Annotated in this window: 15 protein-coding genes; 6 read left to right on the top strand and 9 right to left on the bottom strand. The window is 63.0% G+C overall.

Translation table 11 applies throughout. From position 1 onward, the window contains the following. Nucleotides 1–31 precede the first annotated feature (31 nt). The 4 genes from rsgA to AC16HO_RS02940 all read left to right on the top strand — a co-directional run bounded on the left by rsgA (nucleotide 32) and on the right by AC16HO_RS02940 (nucleotide 5,382). Nucleotides 32–1,129, top strand: a complete 1,098-nt coding sequence (gene rsgA, locus AC16HO_RS02955; RefSeq protein ID WP_395643922.1) for a ribosome small subunit-dependent GTPase A — start codon at nucleotides 32–34, stop codon at nucleotides 1,127–1,129. Further along, the gene (locus AC16HO_RS02950; protein WP_395643921.1) at nucleotides 1,129–2,718 is read left to right on the top strand and encodes a tetratricopeptide repeat-containing sulfotransferase family protein; all 1,590 of its coding nucleotides are present in this window, start codon (nucleotides 1,129–1,131) and stop codon (nucleotides 2,716–2,718) included. The genes rsgA and AC16HO_RS02950 overlap by 1 nt, the downstream gene beginning before the upstream one ends. Nucleotides 2,719–2,751: 33 nt before the next feature. Then, nucleotides 2,752–4,011 carry a peptidase MATCAP family protein gene (locus AC16HO_RS02945; protein WP_395643920.1) on the top strand — a complete coding sequence of 420 codons (1,260 nt, stop codon included), beginning with the start codon at nucleotides 2,752–2,754 and terminating at the stop codon, nucleotides 4,009–4,011. Between the two features lie 66 nt (nucleotides 4,012–4,077). Further along, nucleotides 4,078–5,382 (top strand): amidohydrolase, encoded by a 1,305-nt coding sequence (locus tag AC16HO_RS02940; protein ID WP_395643919.1) that lies wholly within the window; start codon nucleotides 4,078–4,080, stop codon nucleotides 5,380–5,382. A gap of 6 nt (nucleotides 5,383–5,388) precedes the next feature. On the opposite strand, the gene AC16HO_RS02935 is transcribed toward AC16HO_RS02940, so the two are convergent. From AC16HO_RS02935 to dusA, 5 genes are all read right to left on the bottom strand, one after another. Continuing rightward, nucleotides 5,389–6,156 carry an isocitrate lyase/PEP mutase family protein gene (locus tag AC16HO_RS02935; RefSeq protein WP_395643918.1) on the bottom strand — a complete coding sequence of 256 codons (768 nt, stop codon included), beginning with the start codon at nucleotides 6,154–6,156 and terminating at the stop codon, nucleotides 5,389–5,391. 115 nt (nucleotides 6,157–6,271) lie between these two features. Next, nucleotides 6,272–7,672, bottom strand: coding sequence for an ATP-binding protein (locus tag AC16HO_RS02930; RefSeq protein WP_395643917.1), 1,401 nt, complete (start codon nucleotides 7,670–7,672; stop codon nucleotides 6,272–6,274). A gap of 18 nt (nucleotides 7,673–7,690) precedes the next feature. Next, complete coding sequence (locus AC16HO_RS02925; RefSeq protein WP_395643916.1) at nucleotides 7,691–8,407, bottom strand: response regulator transcription factor; 717 nt, start codon at nucleotides 8,405–8,407, stop codon at nucleotides 7,691–7,693. Nucleotides 8,408–8,434: 27 nt separating this feature from the next. Beyond that, a complete protein-coding gene (locus AC16HO_RS02920) occupies nucleotides 8,435–8,647 on the bottom strand; it encodes a PepSY domain-containing protein (protein WP_395643915.1) in 213 nt (70 codons plus the stop codon). A gap of 160 nt (nucleotides 8,648–8,807) precedes the next feature. Continuing rightward, nucleotides 8,808–9,809 (bottom strand): tRNA dihydrouridine(20/20a) synthase DusA, encoded by a 1,002-nt coding sequence (dusA, locus tag AC16HO_RS02915; RefSeq protein WP_395643957.1) that lies wholly within the window; start codon nucleotides 9,807–9,809, stop codon nucleotides 8,808–8,810. Between the two features lie 95 nt (nucleotides 9,810–9,904). On the opposite strand from dusA, the gene AC16HO_RS02910 reads away from it, so the two are divergent. Together AC16HO_RS02910 and AC16HO_RS02905 are read left to right on the top strand one after the other, a co-directional pair. Continuing rightward, entirely contained in the window at nucleotides 9,905–11,059 is a 1,155-nt protein-coding gene (locus AC16HO_RS02910) for an integrase (RefSeq protein ID WP_395643914.1), read from the top strand. 1,158 nt (nucleotides 11,060–12,217) lie between these two features. Next, nucleotides 12,218–13,147, top strand: a complete 930-nt coding sequence (locus AC16HO_RS02905; RefSeq protein ID WP_395643913.1) for an integrase domain-containing protein — start codon at nucleotides 12,218–12,220, stop codon at nucleotides 13,145–13,147. A gap of 350 nt (nucleotides 13,148–13,497) precedes the next feature. Here AC16HO_RS02905 and AC16HO_RS02900 read toward each other — a convergent pair whose 3' ends face one another. From AC16HO_RS02900 to AC16HO_RS02885, 4 genes are read right to left on the bottom strand one after another with little or no spacing between them, the layout of a single operon-like run. Continuing rightward, nucleotides 13,498–15,591 carry a 3'-5' exonuclease gene (locus tag AC16HO_RS02900; RefSeq protein WP_395643912.1) on the bottom strand — a complete coding sequence of 698 codons (2,094 nt, stop codon included), beginning with the start codon at nucleotides 15,589–15,591 and terminating at the stop codon, nucleotides 13,498–13,500. Nucleotides 15,592–15,611: 20 nt separating this feature from the next. Continuing rightward, nucleotides 15,612–15,986 carry a hypothetical protein gene (locus tag AC16HO_RS02895; protein ID WP_395643911.1) on the bottom strand — a complete coding sequence of 125 codons (375 nt, stop codon included), beginning with the start codon at nucleotides 15,984–15,986 and terminating at the stop codon, nucleotides 15,612–15,614. Continuing rightward, entirely contained in the window at nucleotides 15,983–17,083 is a 1,101-nt protein-coding gene (locus AC16HO_RS02890; RefSeq protein WP_395643910.1) for a hypothetical protein, read from the bottom strand. The genes AC16HO_RS02895 and AC16HO_RS02890 overlap by 4 nt, the downstream gene beginning before the upstream one ends. A 26-nt stretch (nucleotides 17,084–17,109) precedes the next feature. Further along, nucleotides 17,110–19,920, bottom strand: a complete 2,811-nt coding sequence (locus tag AC16HO_RS02885) for a site-specific DNA-methyltransferase (protein WP_395643909.1) — start codon at nucleotides 19,918–19,920, stop codon at nucleotides 17,110–17,112. Nucleotide 19,921: the final 1 nt, after the last annotated feature.

Genomic DNA, 19,921 nt, shown 5'->3' with positions numbered 1-19,921 from the left:
GTTCTCGTCAGTTTTCCGGCGGCACCGTAGAATGGCCAGCATGCCATCGCCACGCGAACCCGCTCAAGCTTTGCAGGCCATCGGCTGGCGTGTCGGCACATCGGTGCCGGAGGGCGCGCCGCAACCATGGCGCATCGCCCGCGTGATCGTGCAGCATCGCAACGGCTACATCCTCAGCGACGGCGAAGACGAGCTCGCCGCGCAGCCCGCACCGCGTTTCCTGCGCCGTCGCGCGGCAGCCGACGAGCGCCCGGCGGTCGGTGATTTCGTCCTGATCGACGCGGCGACGCCGGCGGTCATCCAGCAGGTGCTGCCGCGGCGCACGGTGCTCGCGCGCGCCGCCGCGGGCGAGCGCTACGCGCGCCAGATCATCGCCACGAACATCGACACCGCCTTCGTGCTCATGGGCATCGACGGCGACTTCAATCCGCGCCGCATCGAACGCTACCTGCTGCTGATCGCAGGCAGCGGTGTCCGGCCGGTGGTCGTGCTGACCAAGGCCGATCTGGTCAAGGACGCGGCCCGGCACACCGAGATCGCCGCGCTGCGCGCGCAGCTGCCGGCGGACATCGAACTGCACGCACTCAATGCCAGGGACGCGGCGGCGGTCGCGCCGCTGCTGCGCCATCTGCAGCGCGGCGACAGTGCCGTGCTGCTCGGTTCCAGCGGCGCCGGCAAGTCGACCCTGACCAACACCTTGCTCGGACGCGAACGCCAGGCGACCGGCGCGGTGCGCGAGCACGACAGCCGCGGCCGGCATACGACCACGCACCGCGCGCTGATCGCCTTGCCCAGCGGCGGTTGCCTGATCGACACGCCCGGCATGCGTGAGCTCAAGCTCACCGGCGAGGAAGATCTCGCCGAATCCAGCTTCGACGATATCGAAGCGCTCGCCCTGACCTGCCGTTTCGGCGACTGCGCCCATGCCGCCGAACCCGGTTGCGCGGTACGTGCGGCGCTGGAATCCGGTGCGCTCGATCCGGCGCGCTGGGAGAACTATCGCAAACTGCGCGAGGAACTCGGCGCGGCCAACGAGTCGTTCGCCGCGCAACTCGAACGCAAGGCCGGGGCCAAGGTGCAGACGCGTGCGCTGGGCAAGCGTCTGGTCGACAAATACGGCCGGCGCTGATGACCACGGGTGCCGCGCCCGCGACGTTGCCCGCCGTCGTGACCAAGGCGCTGGCCGAGGCCGCAGATGCCCTGCGCCGCAACGACGCCGCCGCAGCCGAGCGCTGCCTGCTTCGCGCCCTGGCACTCGCACCACGGCATGCGCAGGCGCGGCGTCTGCTCGGCAGCGCGCTGGTGATGCAAGGCCGCCACGCCGAAGCGGTGGCGAGCCTGCGCGAGGCGATTGCCCTGCAGCCTGACGACGCGCTGGCCCACAACAGCCTCGGCAATGCGCTCGGCCGCCTTGGCGATACGGCCGGTGCGGTGGCGGCGTTCGCTCGTGCCTGTGCGCTCGCAGCGGACCTTGCACCCCTTTGGTACAACCACGCCAAGGCCTTGTGCGAGGACCGGCGCAACGAAGAAGCATTGCCCGTGCTCGAACAAGCGACGCGCCTGGCCCCGGACAACCTGCGCGCGCAATTCCTGCACGCCCATGCGTTGCGTGTGAGCGGTCGTTTCGCGCAGGCGGCGCAGTTGTACCGGCAACTCGTCGCGCGGCATTCCGCTGCCGAAGCCTGGCTTGGTCTGGCCAACCTCAAGAATCAACGTTTCGATGCCGACGACGTGGCCGCGATGGAACGTCTCGCGCGCGGGCCGCTCGACATCGACGACCGCAACTCCATCCTGTTCGCACTCGCGCGCGGCTATGAGGATCTCGGTCGCCATGCCGACGCCTTCCGCGCCTATCGCGAAGGCAACGCCAGCGTGCGCCGGCATGTGCACTGGGACGCCGCCCGGTTCAGCGCGCAGGTCGATGCGACCCTGGCCGCGTTCACGCCGCCGCCGCGTGGCGCGTCGCGGCGTCAGGGCGGCGAAGTGGTTTTCATCGTCAGCCTGCCGCGTGCGGGATCGAGCCTGACCGAGCAGATCCTCGCCTCGCATCCGCAGATCGACGGTGCGGGCGAGTTGTCGGACCTGCACGCGGTACTGCAGGAAGAGTCGCGACGTCGTGGCGAACCGTTTCCGGCGTGGGTGGCGCAGGCGAGCGCGGACGATTGGCAACGTCTGGGCGCGGACTATCTGCAACGCACCGCACGCTGGCGCGACGAACGTCCGCGTTTCACCGACAAGTTGCCGGACAACTGGCGCTACGTCGGCGCGGCGCTGGCGATGCTGCCGGAGGCGCGCATCGTGGTTTGCCGGCGCGACCCGGTGGAAACCGCGCTGGCCTGTTTTCGTCAGTTGTTCGCCGGAGGCGGCCAGCCCTTCAGCTACGACCTCGACGACATTGCGCGCCATTCCCGTGATTTCGATCGCGCCGTGCAACGCTGGCGCGAGCTGTATCCCACGCGCCTGCGCGTGCAGGACTACGAAGCGCTGGTCGCCGACAGCGAGGCGCAGATCCGCGCGCTTCTGGCTTTCTGCGAACTGCCGTTCGACGGGCGCTGCCTGCGTTTCCACGAGACCGAGCGCGTCGTGCGCACGGCCAGTGCCGGACAGGTGCGCGAACCCTTGCGTCGCGATACCGCGCGTGCGGCGAACTACGCCAGCCTGCTCGACCCGTTGCGCGCGGCCCTGGGTCTTGCGCCATTTGCCGCGGCGCCGAAGTAGGCAACGCCGCGGCGATGCGCTAACGTCGCCGGCATGGGCGACGAGGGCGAATTGCTGGATCGGTTGGCCGAACTCGACCGTCGCCTCGTTGCGGCGGTCAAGGGCATCAAGCTGCTCGGCGCGGTGAGCTGGCCCGCGTTGGTGCAGGCGCGGTTTCTCGATGGCTGGCGGCGCGGCAATCCGCTGCTGCCGACCGTGGACTATGCGAAAAACGACCACTCGGCAGCGCGCGAGGAACTCGAGGACATCTTCCTCGCCGCCGACGCGCAGCATCCGGTCGGCGACTACCTGCGGCGGGCGGCGCAATCGTGGATCTACGCTACCGAGCTGCTCGATGCGGCGGGAACGGCGGCGATCACCGAACATTCGGTGCGTCTGTACGGCCGGCCGGGCGATCGCCTGCCCGGCGGCGCGCTCAGCAATCTCGATGCGGCGCGGCATTTCGTCGAACTGGCCGACGAGATCGGCGGCGAGCTCGGCGCGGACGATGCGGTGCGCGTGCCGGCCGAGCAGCTCTGCGCCGAACTTCAGCAAGAGATCGCTGCGTTCTTCAGCCATGACCAGGTAACGGTAGAACTCGATCCGGATCTGATCGCCAAAGCCGCCGCGGGTCCCGCGCGCATCCGTGTACGCGCTGGCGCGAGCTTCACCGAATACGATCATCATCAATTGCTGCAGCACGAAGCGTTCGTGCATTCGCTGACGGCATTGAATGGACGCCGACAACCGAACTTGAAATCGCTCGCGCTCAATTCGCCGCGTATCACCGCGACCCAAGAGGGCCTGGCCACGTTCGCCGAATTGATGTCGGGCGCGATCGACATCGGCCGGATGAAACGCATCTCGCTGCGCATCGTCGCGATCGACAAGGCGCTGGCCGGCGCCGACTTCATCGAGGTGTTCCGGTTTTTTCTCGGCGCGGGCCAGAACGAAGCCGACAGCTTCACTTCGGCGATGCGCGTGTTCCGCGGCGCGCCACTGGGCGGCGGCGCGGCGTTCACCAAGGACACGGTCTATCTGCATGGCCTGCTGTCCGTACACACGTTCTTCCGCTGGGCGTTCCGGCACGGCAAGCTCAAGCTCTGCCGCAACCTGTTCGCCGGCAAGATGACCTTGCACGACGTGCTCGCGCTGGAGCCGTATTTCGATTCGGGTTTCCTCGCCGCACCCGTGTATATTCCGCCGTGGGTGCGGAACGCGCATGGCCTCGCCGGTACGCTCGCGTTCTCGCTGTTCGCCAACCGCATCCGCCTCGACCGGGTCGAAGCGGAGGATCTGGTGCTCGGCGTGTGAGGTCGTTGGGTTTGTTGCCGCAGGGACGGGCCGGAAAATATCATCGTCGTTCGGGAGGGAAGAATCATGCGTCGTCTCGTACTTGCGTTGACCTTGTCGAGCCTGTGTGCCGGCGTGGCTGCCGCCGAATCCGAATCCAGTTCCCGCCTCGCGCAGGGCGTGCTGCCCGAGGTGACCCGCTGGCGGCGCGACTTCCACCAACACCCCGAGTTGTCGAACCGCGAAACGCGCACGGCCAAGATCGTCGCCGACGAGCTGAGAAAGCTCGGCTATAGCGTGCGCACCGGCATCGCCCACACCGGCGTCACCGGCGTGCTCAAAGGCGGCAAGCCGGGGCGCAAGCTCGCGATCCGCGCGGACATGGACGCGCTGCCGGTGACCGAACAGGTCGACCTGCCGTTTGCCTCGAAGGTGAAGGCGCAGTATGCCGGCCGCGAAGTCGGCGTCATGCAGGCCTGCGGCCACGATGCGCACACGGCGATGCTGCTCGGCCTCGCCGAAATCTTCGCGAAGATGAAAGCGGACCTGCCCGGCGAAATCATGCTCGTGTTCCAGCCGGCCGAGGAAGGCGCGCCTGCGGGCGAGGAAGGCGGCGCCTCGCTGATGGTCAAGGACGGCGTGTTCAATGACTTCAAGCCCGACGCGGTGTTCGGCATGCATGTCGTCAGCTCGCTCAACGTCGGCGTCGTCGGCGTGCGTGCGGGCGGCGCGATGGCCAGCTCGGACGCGTTCCACATCACCGTGCACGGCAAGCAGACGCACGGCGCCGTGCCGTGGGCGGGCATCGATCCCATCGTCACCGCCGCTGAAATCGTCACCACCGCGCAGACCATCGTCAGCCGCCAGCTCGACATCAGCAAGGATCCGGCAGTACTGACCTTCGGCACGTTCCACGGCGGCATGCGTTTCAACATCGTGCCCGACAGCGTGGAGTTGACCGGCACGATCCGCACCTTCGACGAAGGCATGCGCAAGCAGATCATCGCCAGCCTGCGGCGCACCGCCGAGCACGTCGCCGCGGCGAACGGCGCGACGATCGACGCGCAGATCCCGTCGAGCGAGAGCACCAATCCGGTCAACTACAACGATCCGGCACTGACCGCGCGCGTGCGCGAAAGCCTGCAGAAAGCCGTCGGCAAGGACCAGGTGATCGAATCGCCGCGCTGGACCGCGTCGGAGGACTTCCCCTATTTCGCGCTCGGCGCCAAAGCGCCGTCTGTCTACTTTTTTGTTGGCGCGACCCCGGCCGGACAGGACACAGCGACGGCACCGATGAACCACTCGCCGAAATTCTTCCTCGACGAGGGCGCGCTGCCGGTGGGCATGGCAGCGATGCTGCAGGCCAGCCTCGACTTCCTCGCGGGCACCTGAGCGCGATCAGCCGCGCGGCGGCAGTGTTCCATCGTCGAGCAGCTGGCGCGCGGCGGCGTCGAAGCCGCGCCACGCTGCGGCGGCCAACGCGCCGCCCGTGCTGACGCGGCGCACGCCGATCGCGGCAAGATCGGCGACGCGCATCCGCGGATTCATCAGCAGCACGTTGACCGGGTTCGGCGCGACCGCGCGCACGATACGGGCGATCGCGGCGGGATCGGTCACGCCGGGCGCGTAGAGCACGTCGGCACCGGCGTCGGCATACGCGACCAAGCGCGCGATCGTGGCGTCGAGATCGGGTTGGCCGAGCAGGAAACCCTCGCAGCGCGCGACGAGCATCGCATCGGGGCCGGCCGCATCGATCGCCGCGCGCGAGCTGCGGATGCGCGCGGCGGCGAGCGGCAGCGAGTGCAGACCGTTGCCGTCGCGATCCTCGATCGACAGGCCGGCGACGCCGGCGTCGATCGCGAGCTTGACGTTGGCCGCGACTTCGTCGGGCGCGACGGCGAAACCGTCCTCGAAATCGGCATTCACCGGCAGGTCGGTCGCCGCGCACAGCGTGCGCAGATGATCGAGCACGACATCGCGCGGCAGCTCGTTGTCGGCGCGGCCGAGCGACCAGGCGATGCCGGCGCTGGTCGAGGCGAGCGCCTGGAAGCCGAGTTTTTCCAGGCGACGCATGCCGCCGATGTCCCACGGATTGGGCAGTACGAAGCAGCCCGACGCGTGCAGTGCGCGGAAGGCGGCGCGTTTTTCGGCGACGGTGAGCGGCATGGAATACTCCGGATGTCGTCGTGGAGTATGCGCGCTGCCTGCGCCTGCGATCAGGGCCAATCCGCGCAACGTCGCGGGCGCCACCGCCCGGGCGCGGATCGGCGGCGCGGCAGTTTCAGCCCGGCGCGAAGCGCACGGTGAATGCGGCGCCGCCGAGGTTTTCCGACTTCGACACGGTGAGACTGCCGCGATAGGCCTTGAGCAGGTCCTGCACGATGGCGAGGCCGATGCCGTGGCCCTGCACGCGCTCGTCGCCGCGCACGCCGCGCTGGAGCAGGTGCTCGACCTTGTCCTCGGGGACGCCCGGACCGTCGTCCTCGACCATGCAGATCAGGCCGTTGCGGCGCGCGCCCGGCGCACCCGGGACGACGCGCGCGGTCAGCAGCACGCGATGCCTGGCCCACTTGAACGCGTTTTCGAGCAGGTTGCCGAGCAACTCGAGCAGGTCGCCTTCCTCGCCGTAGAACTGCGCGCGCGGGTCGATGTCGAATTCGCAGAGTATATTTTTTTCGGAATATACTTTTTCCAGACCGCCGACGATCTCCTCGGCATGCGGCTCGATCAGGATCGGCGCGGCGAAGGTCGAATGCCCGCTCGTCGCTGCGCGCGACAGCTGATAGGCGACGATCTGGTCCATGCGCCCGACCTGCTCGAGCACGGTCCAGCGGAATTCCTTGCCGTCGGCACCCGACTCGAGCTGGCTGCGCACGACCGCGAGCGGCGTCTTCAGGCTGTGGGCGAGATCGGACAGCGTGTTGCGGTAGCGTTTGAGGCTGTTGCGCTCGCTGTCGATGAAGTCGTTGATGCTGCGCGCCAGACGCTTGAGCTCGAGCGGATAGTCGGTCGACAACTGCTCCTGCTCGCCGCGCTCGACGCGACCGAGTTCGAGGGCGACGCGCCGCGTCGGCTGCAGGATCCAGCGCACGAGGCCGAGCAGGAGCAGGAGCAGGCCGACGACGAGGCCGCCGAAGGTGAACACGAGGCTGCGCCGGAACACGTTGCGCTGCGCGTCCAGATTGACCGCATCCTCGGCGATGTGGATCGTCAGCAGCACCGGCCCGCGTTCCTTCTCCCACGAGAAGCCGTAGCTGTAAACGTATACTTTTCCACCGCCGCCGGCGACCGGTGCCGCGGTGAACTGTTCCGCACCCGGTTTCAGCGACTGGTCGAACTGCGGGATGTCGGTGATGGCGTAGGCCGACTGTGAGCGCCAGCTGGAAAAACGCGCGCCGTCGACCTCGACCGGACCGACGATGCTCGCGTAGAGGCCGCTTCCGGGACTGTCCAGGCGCGTATCCGGCGGCACTTCCGGCGGCGTCCAGCGCCCGGAACGGCCCACTTCGGAGGTGGCCAGATAGCCGTAGGCGTAGCTCTGCAGACGATCGTGCAGCGACTTGAGCAGGGCCTGATGGATCGCCTGGTCGAGCGCTATGCCGGTCAGGCCGAGGAACGCCACCAGCACCGCGCTGGCCGCGAGCAGCGAGCGCGCTTGCAGGGAGAGCGGTCGGCGCGCCATGCGATATGTGATGTTCGGTTACTTCGCCGCGGCTTCGTCCGCTGGCTCGTGGCCACCTTCGCTGCGCGGGATCGCGAAGCGGTAGCCCCGTCCGCGCACGGTTTCGATCGGCTTGAGCGCATTGTCCGGGTCGAGCTTGCGGCGCAGGCGGCCGATGAACACCTCGAGTACGTTCGAGTCGCGATCGAAATCCTGCTGGTAGATGTGCTCGGTCAGGTCGGCCTTGGAGACGAGCTCGCCCGCGTGCAGCATCAGGTATTCGAGGACCTTGTACTCATAGCTGGTCAGGTCGGCGGGGCTGCCGCCGACGTGGACGGTTTGCGCGGTGGTGTCGAGCACGATCGGGCCGCACTCCAGCGTCGGCTTGGTCCAGCCCGAGGCGCGGCGCACGAGCGCGTTGATGCGCGCGAGCAGCTCCTCGACATGGAAGGGTTTGACGAGATAATCGTCGGCACCGTGCTTGAGGCCTTGCACCTTGTCCTGCCAGCTCGAACGCGCGGTCAGGATCAGGATCGGATATTTCTGCCCGGCGTCGCGCAGGTCCTTGACCAGATCCATGCCCGATTTCTTCGGCAGGCCGAGGTCGATGATGGCGACATCGAACGGCACCTCGCGGCCGAGGAAGGTGCCTTCCTCGCCGTCGGCGGCGGTGTCGACGGCGAAGCCGTCGCGCTTGAGGCGTGCGGCGAGGGTTTCGCGCAGCGGGGCTTCGTCTTCGACCAACAATACACGCATGGCGTTTTGTCCTTTGATCCTGGTCGGTTAGTTCGCGGGCACTTCCACGATCTTCACCTGGCCGCCGCGCGTGAGCAGCTTGATCCGGTAGATCGTCTTCGTGCCCTGGGTCTTCGTTTCGGCGGATAGCACCTTGCCGCCCGTTTCGTGCTGCACCTTGGCGATCGCCTCCTGCATGGTCAGAGGCGCGCCAAAGGCATCATGCGACGAGAGCGCAAGGGCGGCAAGCAGGACGGTCATGGCGAAACGTAACTTCATCACGGGTAGCAGCGATGGATACGGCAGGGGTGGGCGATTCGTGGTCCGGGACAGCCACTATGGGAATTTCGATTGAATTGGGCCTGAACTGGCCGGCATGTCGTGCGGATTCGTTCCGCCCGCGCCCGGAAACCGCGCACCATCACGCTGCCCGCGCATGTTCGGCCATGCCGGCCAGCGCCAGCTCGACGACGCGGAAATCCGCACCAGGTCGGTGCATGCGCTCGCTCAGCGTGCGCCGGAACGCGCGCGCGCCGGGCAGGCCGAGATACAGGCCGAGGATGTGCCGTGCGACATGGCTCAGCGCGCCGCCGCGCGCGAGATGAGCCTCGACGTACGGCCGCAGCCGGCGCAGCACCTCGTCGCGCTCGGGCAGCGGCGCGCCGAATAGCGTCTGCTCGCAGCGCGCGAGCACGAACGGATCGTGATAGGCCGCCCGTCCGAGCATCACGCCGTCGACCGTCGCGCAATGCGCCTGCACTGCGTCCGCATCGACGATGCCGCCGTTGATGATGATCGCAAGGCGCGGGAATTCCTGCTTGAGCCGATACACGCGCTCGTAGTTGAGCGGCGGAATCTCGCGATTCTCCTTCGGCGACAGGCCGTGCAGCCACGCCTTGCGCGCGTGCACGATCAACGTTTCGAGTCCGGCGCCGACGAGTATCTCGGCGAAGCGGTGCAGGTCCTCGTAGTCGTCCTGTTCGTCGACGCCGATGCGGCACTTCACCGTAACCGGCAGCGACACCGCCGCGCGCATCGCCGCGACGCAGTCGGCAACCAGCATCGGCTCGCGCATCAGGCAGGCGCCGAAGCGGCCCGACTGCACGCGGTCGGACGGGCAGCCGACGTTGAGGTTGATCTCGTCGTAGCCGAAGTCCGCGCCGACGCGCGCGCAATGTGCCAGTTCCGCCGGCTCGTGCCCGCCGAGCTGCAACGCGAGCGGATGCTCGGCCGCGTCGAAATCGAGATGGCGCGCTAGATCGCCGTGCCGGATCGCGCCCGTGGTCACCATCTCGGTGTACAGGCGCGCATGCGGCGCGAGCAGGCGATGGAAGTAGCGGCAATGGCGGTCGGTCCAATCCATCATGGGGGCGACGCACAAAAGGTGCCCCGTGTCCGACCCACTGTTTTGCGCAAAATCAATCACTTGCGTATCCCTATCCTTCCCGCCTGATCCCGCAAAAACCCGAAAAATCCCACCGTTTTTGTACCATAGTTGTACCAAGTAGGGTGGTACGCGTGATCACGTACCAAAATCGCAGTGGAAATGTGCGCGCAATTGTGCGGCGCAAGGGCATCGGTTCCAAGTCGAAAACCTTCCCGACGAAGGGCCTGGCCAAAACTTGGGCGGAACGCATCGAGCGGGAATTCGCTGAGCGCGAAGCGCGCGGCGATACCTACCTCGACGACATGACACTCGCCGAGCTGATCGATTGGCATGACCTCGAATCACGCAGGGCGAAATCCACGATCACGCTAACCCAGCGCGGCAACCTGACCCGCCTGCGTGAAGGCCTGGGCCATATCGCCGTCAGCAAGCTGCGCCCCATGGACATCGTCGAGCACGTCAAACGGCGCGTCTACGGACAACACCAGCGCAGCGATCGAATTATCATACCGCCCTGCACTCCCGCCACCATGCGTGTCGAAATCGGCTACCTGGCCGACCTGCTTGCACTGGGCCAGGCGTCGGGCAAGGTCCGCATGAATTCCAATCCCGTGCCGGACGCCCGAATCGTTTTACGTAAACTCCACCTGCTTGGCGCATCGAAATTGCGTGAACGGCGCCCGACGCCCGAGGAACTAGACAAGCTGCGCAGGCGTTTCGACGAACAACGATGGCGGATGAAGATTCCGATGCGCGACATCATGGATTTTGCAATCCTCACGGCCCGCCGCGAGGGTGAAATCACCCGGCTTCGTTGGGCCGACCTCGACGAGCAAAGCCGGACGATTGTCTTGCATGACGTCAAGCATCCGCGGCGGAAGATCGGCAACCACAGGCGCTTTCCATTACTTGGCGAGGCGCTGGAAATCATTCAGCGCCAGCCGCGCGTGAGCGAATTCATTTTTCCGTACGTATCGGATTCGATCGGCAATGCCTTCAGGGAAGCCTGCAAGGCTCTGAACATTGCCGACCTGCACTTCCATGACCTGCGCCACGAGGCGACGAGCAGATTGTTTGAAGTAGGACTTAGTATCGAGCAAGTCGCCTTGGTCACACTGCACCGGAATTGGGCGGATTTGAAACGCTATGCGAATCTAAACCCGTGCTTGGTGCATGAAAGGTTGGCCGCTGCGAAGACCCAGACACCGTCCGTAACGCAGCAGTACGCCGCCCTTGGTCGCGTGGTGCACGCAAATGTTCAGGCAGCAAACGAAGAATTGGGCTGATGTTTGTCCGGACGCAATCCCAACCTGGGCCCCGTGAACCTACCCATAAAAATGGCGAGAAGACGGGGTAGATCGGCGATTTGGAGGTGTAACGTGCTCCGCATCGATTGGGCGGTGAGCCGGCGGAGTCCTCAGTGCAGACAATTTTCTTACTGTTGGCGAATTACGAGTCACACGCAATTCCCTTCGACAAATTTTGTAAGGACTTTTTGGGCATCTGCGCTAAGACCGGGCGCAATTTGCGTTCACTCCACAGATTCCCTGTCCCAGTAGATGAACACGGAATGATTGATCTTCGCGACGCGGCCGAGTATTGGGACAAAGCGCGCGCAGCTGCACGAAGCAGAAGAAACTAATTTGTTTGCGCACGATGTGCGCGTGGAAGCTCGCCTCAACGAGCACTACAGCGACAGCTATCGTTGGGTAGCTGCAGGCAAGAGACGGCTCGGCAACTGTATAGGTTGTCGAGATGCAACGAAGCAAATGCAGCGGGTTTTCAAATCGCCGCGAAGCGTATCGCAATTCCTGATATTGAATTTGCGAATTGCGCGGGTCGTCCGATTCAGAAATCGGGCGATCTGACGAGGGTGGATCAATGCGTTGGATTTTGCCCTCCGCAAAGAGACGGAAAAGAAAATGACACCCAAGTCATTGAAGTAACAGATTTTGGTGTCTCGCGATGTCCGGCGAAACCGGACGAAAACACCAATTGGTCGTCAACCGGCCGAACGGCAGTACGAACGCAATGATCAGGGTCGAGGCTCGCAACCTCGGAAGCACGACAACGTGCCGAAGCCGGAGCCAGCAAGCATCAAGACATGACTTGCGCGCTCGGGTAGGACCGACCCCATAGCTCCCCAATTTCATTGCCTAGAAATCCTGTGTGGTACTTCCAGATCGCGCGGAAGTACCTCGCAAAGCGCAGCCGCGGACGTTCAACCGCGACAAAAAACAACTTCGACCTACTAGCACCTGCCTTGCGAGAAGGTTTCTCGCGCCAGCACTTACCTACCGCGTTCGGTTACGGGTGCAGACAGGGTCGATTTCAGGGCGGCGGTTTGACCCGCGCGGTATACAAATATACCCGAGCCGCCGCCCACCTCATTTCAATGTATCTACAAATCGTGCGCCACACACCCCTATTCACTGGAAAAGATCATGGCAAAGAACAATTTCAATCTGGCATCACGGAACATGACAAAAGCGGTTGGTTTTGCGCTACGCCGATCGGCAAGCTGCGGAGCGATCTCCATTGCAAGCATGGCGACGCATCGTCGGCGCTGGGCTCGGTTCGGACAATTTTTGAAGGCGCGGAGTATCCGCTGGCTTGAAGACATCACGTCGCAACTCGTGCGCGAGTTTGGAGAGGAAGTCGCAGATCTGGAGCTTTCGCCAGCCTATGCACAAAACTTGATCTCGACGGTCAACACGGTGATGGACTTGGTGACGCATGGACGATGGGAGTCTGTCTCACCGATCGCATGCGGTGTGCCGAATCGCACCCATGTGCGCCATGTACCACCGTCCGGATTCGATCACGGCTGCATCGAAATTACGATCGCTGCCCTCTCGAAGCTTGGCTATGGGCGAGCAGCTTGTGTGGTGTGCCTCGCAAGGGAACTGGGCTTGCGCCTCAAGGAAGCGGCCCTGCTCGATGCACGTGCCGCACTTGCGCAGGCCCGTGTCGCGAGAACCGTCACCATCGACAAGGGCTCCAAAGGCGGCTTTGGCCGAGACGTTCCCATTCGCAATCACCGGCAATTGGAAGCTCTGGAGCGCGCCGCAATTCAGCAAGGCGAACACTTCTCGTTGACGCCAGCGCATATCACGTGGGCCCAGTTCCGCGACGGCGAATTGCGGGAAGCTCGGTCGATTCTCAAAGCCTGTGGGATCAGCAAGTACCACGACCTGCGATCGGCGTATGCCTGCGAGCGCTACAAGGAACTGACAAGTTTCGACGCCCCGGTGTTTGGTGCGCCGACTGAGGATCGCGACCTCGATCGCCGCGCACGCGAGACGATCGCAATCGAGCTCGGACACAAACGCGTGGACGTAACGAACTGTTACCTTGGAGGTCGCGGCAAATGAGATGCACCGACAAGACCCGCGCCCTGCTCCATGGTTATGCACGCAAAGGCAGCAAGTCTGCGCGGCGCAAACAAATCGCTCGCATCGAGTCACTCGCGGCCTGGTGCAAGAAGCCGCTCGAACAGATCGGCAAGAAGGATATCCACGAGTACTGGCGCACAAACGCCACACTTTCGGACGACACGAAGCGCGATCACTTCTACGCGTTCAAGACACTTTGGGAAATTTTGGGCCGGGATGGCGATCCGCCCAGTTGGCTGCCTCGCGTCGGCAGTGCCGAAACTACAGCGAGTGTTTGCTCACCAGGCCCTGCTTGTAGCGAAGATGTCGCGCCAACCCTCGCAGGCACATCAGAGCCTCGAAGTGCGCGTTGACACACTTTGCATGTCATCCAAAAACTCAGAGGCCGGGGCCACGCCGCTCACTATCAGATATTCCCGGGCGCGCGTGCAGGCCACGTAGAGCAAGTGGCGCTCGGTGGCATAGACCTCTTCAAGGTCGCTGTCGTCCGTCACCTGTTCGATGCGACTCTGAAGTGGAATCACCTCGTCATCGCAGGCCATGACGGCGACAGCGCGAAATTCGAGCCCTTTCGCCAGATGCATTGTGCCCACGACGGCTTTTCCGCTGACGGTTTGCACCTTGTCATCCAAAACCGTGTAGGGAACTGACGCCTTGGTGAGCGCCTGCTTTGCACGATCCAATTGCGCGTCGGAGCGAACGAAGACGCCGATCTCGTCCGGTTGCAAGCCTGCGGACGTTCGCGCCTTCAACCATTGTGCGACCGTGTCGATTTCGGACTCAATGGATTCACACTCGTGCAACTCAGGCATTGGCCCATTGAAAACCGAGACGGTTCCGCGACGGCTTTCTGAGTTTCCGTCGACATCACTCACTTCCGGGCCAAGCAAGCGATCCGCCTGCGCGCGGATCTGGTGTGAAGTGCGATAGTTGACCCGCAAGGTGCGCGAGCGCCCGCGCACGTCCACGCCGAGCGACTTCCACGAAAACGGCGTCTGGAAGATGCGTTGACCAAGATCGCCGGCAAAGAACAGCGCGTTGGCCCGGTCGCTCCCGATAGCGGCAAGCCACCTCAACTGTGCTACGGAAATATCCTGCGCTTCGTCCACCACGATGAACTCGTAAGGCGGATGCTTGCGCTTGCCCGCGTCGGCGGCGAGCAGCGTAAACACGCCTGCCATGGAGACCAGCCCGTCGGCAGTGAGTCCAGCACGAACCACGGCAAAGACTTTCCATACGCTCTCGCGCTGCGCATCGGATAGCCGGGTCTTGCGGCCGAGTCGTTTGACATCTCGGTATTCCTCCCACGTCCGCAGTTGCCACGCGTCGACCACCTGCTCCCACTCGTTCAGCAGAAACGGCACGCCAAATCGAAGCTCGGGTGTGCTCGCCAATTCCTTCGCCAACCGTGAACGCACCTCGTCGCGCGTAACGAGTTTCGCAGTTTCGAATTGTGCGTCGTAGAGTCGGATACCGGCGGCATCCATCGACAACACGTCGATCCGTTCGGCAAGCCGAGGTTCTGAGCTGATCAATCGCCGCAACTTGATGCGCAGCGCGTTGGCGAGGCTGTCCGAAAACGTCGTCAGCAGCACACGCGCATCCGGATTGGTTCGCGCCAGCCACGCGGCGCGATGCAAGGCAACGATGGTTTTGCCGGTGCCGGCCGAACCCGATACGCGTGCGGGGCCGGTGTAGTCGCGCTCTACCAACAGGCGCTGATCCGGATGCAGGAAGATCGTCCACTTCTCCCACGGATACGCGAACGCCCGCTCCAGATCCTCGACGTTCGCGACGATTCGAAAGCGCCGTTGCGCATCGGGATGATCGAACGCGCCAACGGACTTTTGCGCCGCGATCACTTTTGGCGAGCCACCTGTCGCCAATTCCAGCAATGCCTCAGCTGCTTCTGCGGGCAGGTGGTCGGCGAGATCGAGCACCGTGTCTTCGTCAGCCAGACGTACGTCTGCCATCCATTCAGGCGGGACGCCATAATCGAGCAGGAGTTGTTCCGATACGCCGGAGAAAAGCAGCGGTTTTGCGTGGCGCGCCTGCTCGATTTCGACGTACTTCGGCACACGGATTTCTTCGATTCGCTCGCGCAGCTCCACAAACTGCGCCGCGCCGGTGGACGGATGCACTTCGAGTTTGCGCCGTTCCGCCCATTGGTAGGCCTTGTCGTGGTGATCGACGTAGCACAGCAACAGGCTGTCCGCCGATTTGTGCACGATCAGGCGGATGTCGGCGCTGACGCGAACCGAGGCAAAGCGCGTGTCTTTCGCGCGATCGAGCTTGTGAAAACTGAGCCCCGGGTTGACGGGGTTCATCTGCAAGTCGAACGCCGTCGTCTTGACGGCCTTCTGTTCGTCGCCAGTGAGGCGAGCGAGGCTGTCGGTGAAGGTGTCGGCGATGCGAAATTCCATCAAACCAACATCGCTGCCAATTATGCCGCGCGGTACAAACTGCTGCGGTCAACTGCGAACTTCCGCAGCCTCTTTGCTAGCTTGCGGCATTCTTTTTCAGGGAGTGCGCCAAAATCGACGACTGCGTGCGCTGAATTGCCAGCCACCGGATTATTCTGATGCGCCAGCCCAACCGAAACAACCTCCCCACCAGTGACCGCCCAAACACCAGCCGATCCCAATCCGAGACTCACAGTGTAATGTCGATATGCGGCTTCTGCGGATATCTGATCGCCATCGTAAACGGATAGTTTTCCATTGTCCTTCGGGAATGGGAAAAAAGCTTGGCTGGAAACTTCACCATCGGGAAAGAAACTCGGATGCACTTGGCGCAACAGCAAAGTCCGGTCGTTCATGCTTCGCGCACCCTGATGTTGTCGCCCAAAAATGCAAACAGCGACTGCCAGCCGGCGGTATCGAGATTGAAATCGCGCTCCACATCTTCTCCATGCTCGCCAAAGGCATGGAAACTCGCTAGCGAACTGGTCAAATTGATGTCCAGCGAGGGATCACCTTCCGCCTTCCATTCCAACAGCAGATTCCCGTCTTGTTTGGGCGCAATCTGCGGCAATGGCAATTTGTCTGGGTAGTCGGCGATCAACTTCTCGGAGACAGCAGACATCTCGTCGGCATCTGGAGCCAGCCCGTCTCCCTCGAACCATCCACTTTCGAGTTGGGTAATTTCGTCGAACCGCGCCGAGATAGCATGGTTTTTGATGACTTCGAGCGCATCTACGGAAACCACCTTTTGCAGGCGATCCCAAGAGTCGTAAGTGCCTACACCGACCACGTTGATCTGATGGCGTGACCGTCCGCCGTAAGTACGTGCCGTGTTCTGAAACGAATCGGGCATCGGTACAGTGGATTGACCGCCATCTACCAATTTCAGGCGAAAAGTTGATCTTGCGAAATCTACTTCTTCAATATAGCCAATCAGGGAAATATCGCGCTCATAGACCTGATCCGCCGCCAGAACCAGCAGCTTGCGCTTAGTCTGCGTCAGTCGTGCTGCATTGTTCGCTCCGGGTAGCGGAAGCTCAAGCGCTTCGTCCTCGCGCAAGGAACGACCGAGCTGGTTGAAATGAACCAGCAGTTCTTTGGGGAATTCCGCAGGCAGCGCGTTTTCCGGAGCAGCAATGCAAACCGCTATCAGATCGCGGGCCTGCGCGAAATGATCCTGCTCACCGCCTGTCAGTGCCAAAGCGCCGGAGAGCACCAGTGCGAGCAGGAGTTTGGTACTGCCTTCGTCGATGCGCTCGATATCCAGACGGAAATTGGACGCAAACCCCTTTGGCACGCGTTGTCGGTCAGGATGGTTCTTCAGATACAGATGCTTGGCCAGTTCGACGATCAGAATTTCGTAGGCAGCAAGATCCCGCGCTACGTCGACCGGCAGAGTGTGGTCGTCGAATCGCGCTCCAGTGAACCTCGGCTGGGAGAACTCTGTCTTCATGTGTTACATGTCTGAGATGTGGGAGCTTATACCACTTTAAACACCTTCATCACCTCATCCCCCAGGTGATTGATCACTTTCACTGCTATGCGTCCCGACTTTGGTTTGTCGAATGGTCGCGAGGTGTCGCTGTGCAGCGACTCCCAAGCGTCGGGGTCGATTTCGGCCTTGAGCGTGGTCTTGAGCGCCTTGTACGGATCGTTGGCGCCGAGAAAATACGCCTGGCGGACGAAAAAGGATTCTTCGTTGTAGTCGGTGTCAATGAACCAGCAGGCGATGCCGTCGGTGCCGCTGGAGACGACTTTGTCTTCGTTCGGCTTGAACACGTCCACGCCGTTGACCTTGACCTTGACCTGATCCACGCCCGCGTCCAGCACCTCGATATCGGGTTCGCCGAAGATCACGAACAGGTTGCCCTTGCCGGTGTTCTTCAAGTCTTCGGCCATGTGCAGGTCGGCATTCATGCGCGCCTTGAGCACCGGGATGCGGCCGAGCTTGTCGAACTCGGACGAATGCGCGTCGTAGTTGAACGCGCAGGCGATCAGCACGTCGAAATCCGCATCGGCGGCTTCGCGCGCGGCAGCAACCAGGTCCGGTCGCGAGACGGTGCCGAACTCCGGGCCGATGAAAATGCCGGCGCGTTTTTCCGCGGTGCCCATGATGTAGCGGCCTTCGGCGCAGATCAGATCGCCCGGCCACGGTGCGAGCGCGGTGAACGTGATCTTGTCGGCCTTGTGCGCCTGCTGCACGCTGCTGGTTTTGAGCGTTTCCAGAATGATCTTGACGAAATCGCGCTCGTCGCCGTAACCGGCCTTGTCTTCGGCGACGCCGTCGATCAGTTCGTCGTTCTCGTCCACGCCGAGCACGCGATGCGGCGACAGGCTTTCCACCGTGAACGGGCCGGCGACGCGCACCTTCTTTTTGTCGTCATACGGTTTGTCGTAGAGAAATTCGAACTCGGCCTTGGCGGCGATGGAAGCGTCGATGTCTTTTTGCCGCGCAATGCGCAGGCTCCACCATTGCGCATGCAGTTCTTTCGCCTTGGCCAGCCACGTCGCGTCGGCCTCGCGTGGGATTTCCCATTCCTCGAATTTCTTGCCGATGGCCTTGTTCAATTCAGCGCGCAACGGTTCCAGTTGCTGCTGGAACTTGTCCCAGATGACGTCGATCTCGGCGTTGTTGGCGATGGACTTGAGCGTGATGTGGGGCACCCGCTCGTACACGAAACCGTGGGCGATGTTGCCGTACGTCGGCGCGGATTTCAGCACGCTGCGCGTGACTTCGGCTTCCTTGAGCTGGCCTTCCTTCGAGTCGGCCAGCAGGTAAAACGGATAGCGCGCGCCCATGATGCGCGCGCGGGCGAGCGCCAGCGCCACGCGCGAGGTGTCGAGCGTGATCCAGCGGCGGCCCCATTGTTCGGCGACATAGGCGGTGGTGCCGGAGCCGCAGGTCGGATCGAGCACCAGGTCGCCGGGGTCGGTGGACATGAGGATGCAGCGTTCGATTACCTTTGCGCCAGTTTGCACGACATAAATCTTGTCATCCGTAAATGACCCCGTCCCGGTATCGGTCCAAACGTTCGAGAACGGAATGACCGGAAAGTCGTCGATATAGCGAATGTACTGGATGGTGCTACCGACAGTGGGCCAAATGCGATCAGCAGCCGCCAGCCTTTGCAGGCCCGCGATATCCGACTTGAAGGTCCCTTTGCCGGGAGAAAAGTCCTTTCCCTCGAACAGAAACCGTCGAACATCGTTTTCGCCTGCGGGGCGGGAACTCGTAATGTTGTCCGGTCTGAACTGGCGCGCGCCATCGGGCAGCTCGTCCGTTCCCTTCTTTTGTGCAGCCGTCATCCGTTGAGTGGTGCCATCGTCAAACCTCAACAACGAATACACCTGTTCCGTCGATGATCCTGCCGCCTTGTCTTGAAACAAGCCACGGTATTTCACCTTTGCGCGACTTCGCGCGTACCAGAGCAGGTAATTCGAGGCTGCTGCAAGGGTGTCGCTTGCTCTACCGGTGGTCGTGCGAAACGCAATTTGCGACACGAGGTTCTCATCCCCAAACACCTCATCCATCACCGCGCGCACGCGGTGCACGTTCTCGTCGCCGATCTGCACGAAGATCGAGCCGGATTCCGTCAACAAATCCCGCGCCACGGTCAGCCGGTCGCGCAGATAGGTGAGGTAGGAATGGATGCCGTCGCGCCACGTGTCGCGAAACGCCTTGACCTGCTCGGGCTCGCGGGTGATGTGATCGGCGTTGCCGTCCTTCACGTCGCGGCTGGTGGCGGACCACTGAAAGTTGGAATTGAATTTGATGCCGTAGGGCGGATCGAAATAAATGCACTGCACCTTGCCGCGCAGGCCTTCGCGCTCGGCGAGGCTGGCCATCACCTGCAACGAATCGCCGAGAATCATGCGATTTGCCCAGTGCGCATCGTGCTGGTAGAACTCGGTGCGCGCGGCCTCAGACGGCAGGCCGTTGAAGTCGGCGAACAGATCGACCATGGCGCCGGTTTGCTGCTTCGCATCCGCCTCGCGCGCGCGCTCGGTATCGCGACGCAGATCGTCGATCAGCACCTTGGGGTGGACTTTCTCCTGAATGTAGAGCGGCGGCGCGTTGACGACGAGATCGCTCCAATCCTGCGCGTCCTTGCCGCGCCAGACGAGTTGCGGATCGAGATCGCGGTTGCGTCTTTCATACGCGATGCGAATCGGCGACTGCTCGGTCTTTTCCAGCACCGATTGGTATTCGGCGGTGGGGATGTTTTTGCGCGTGGCCTCGCCGTGCTTGATCGCTTCGACGCTGAGCGGGGTTTTGGGCTTCTTGGCCATG

It is taken from the genome of Rudaea sp., from assembly GCF_057139185.1.
Note: the sequence above shows the minus strand (reverse complement) of the source record. Positions and strands in the feature narration are given on the sequence as shown.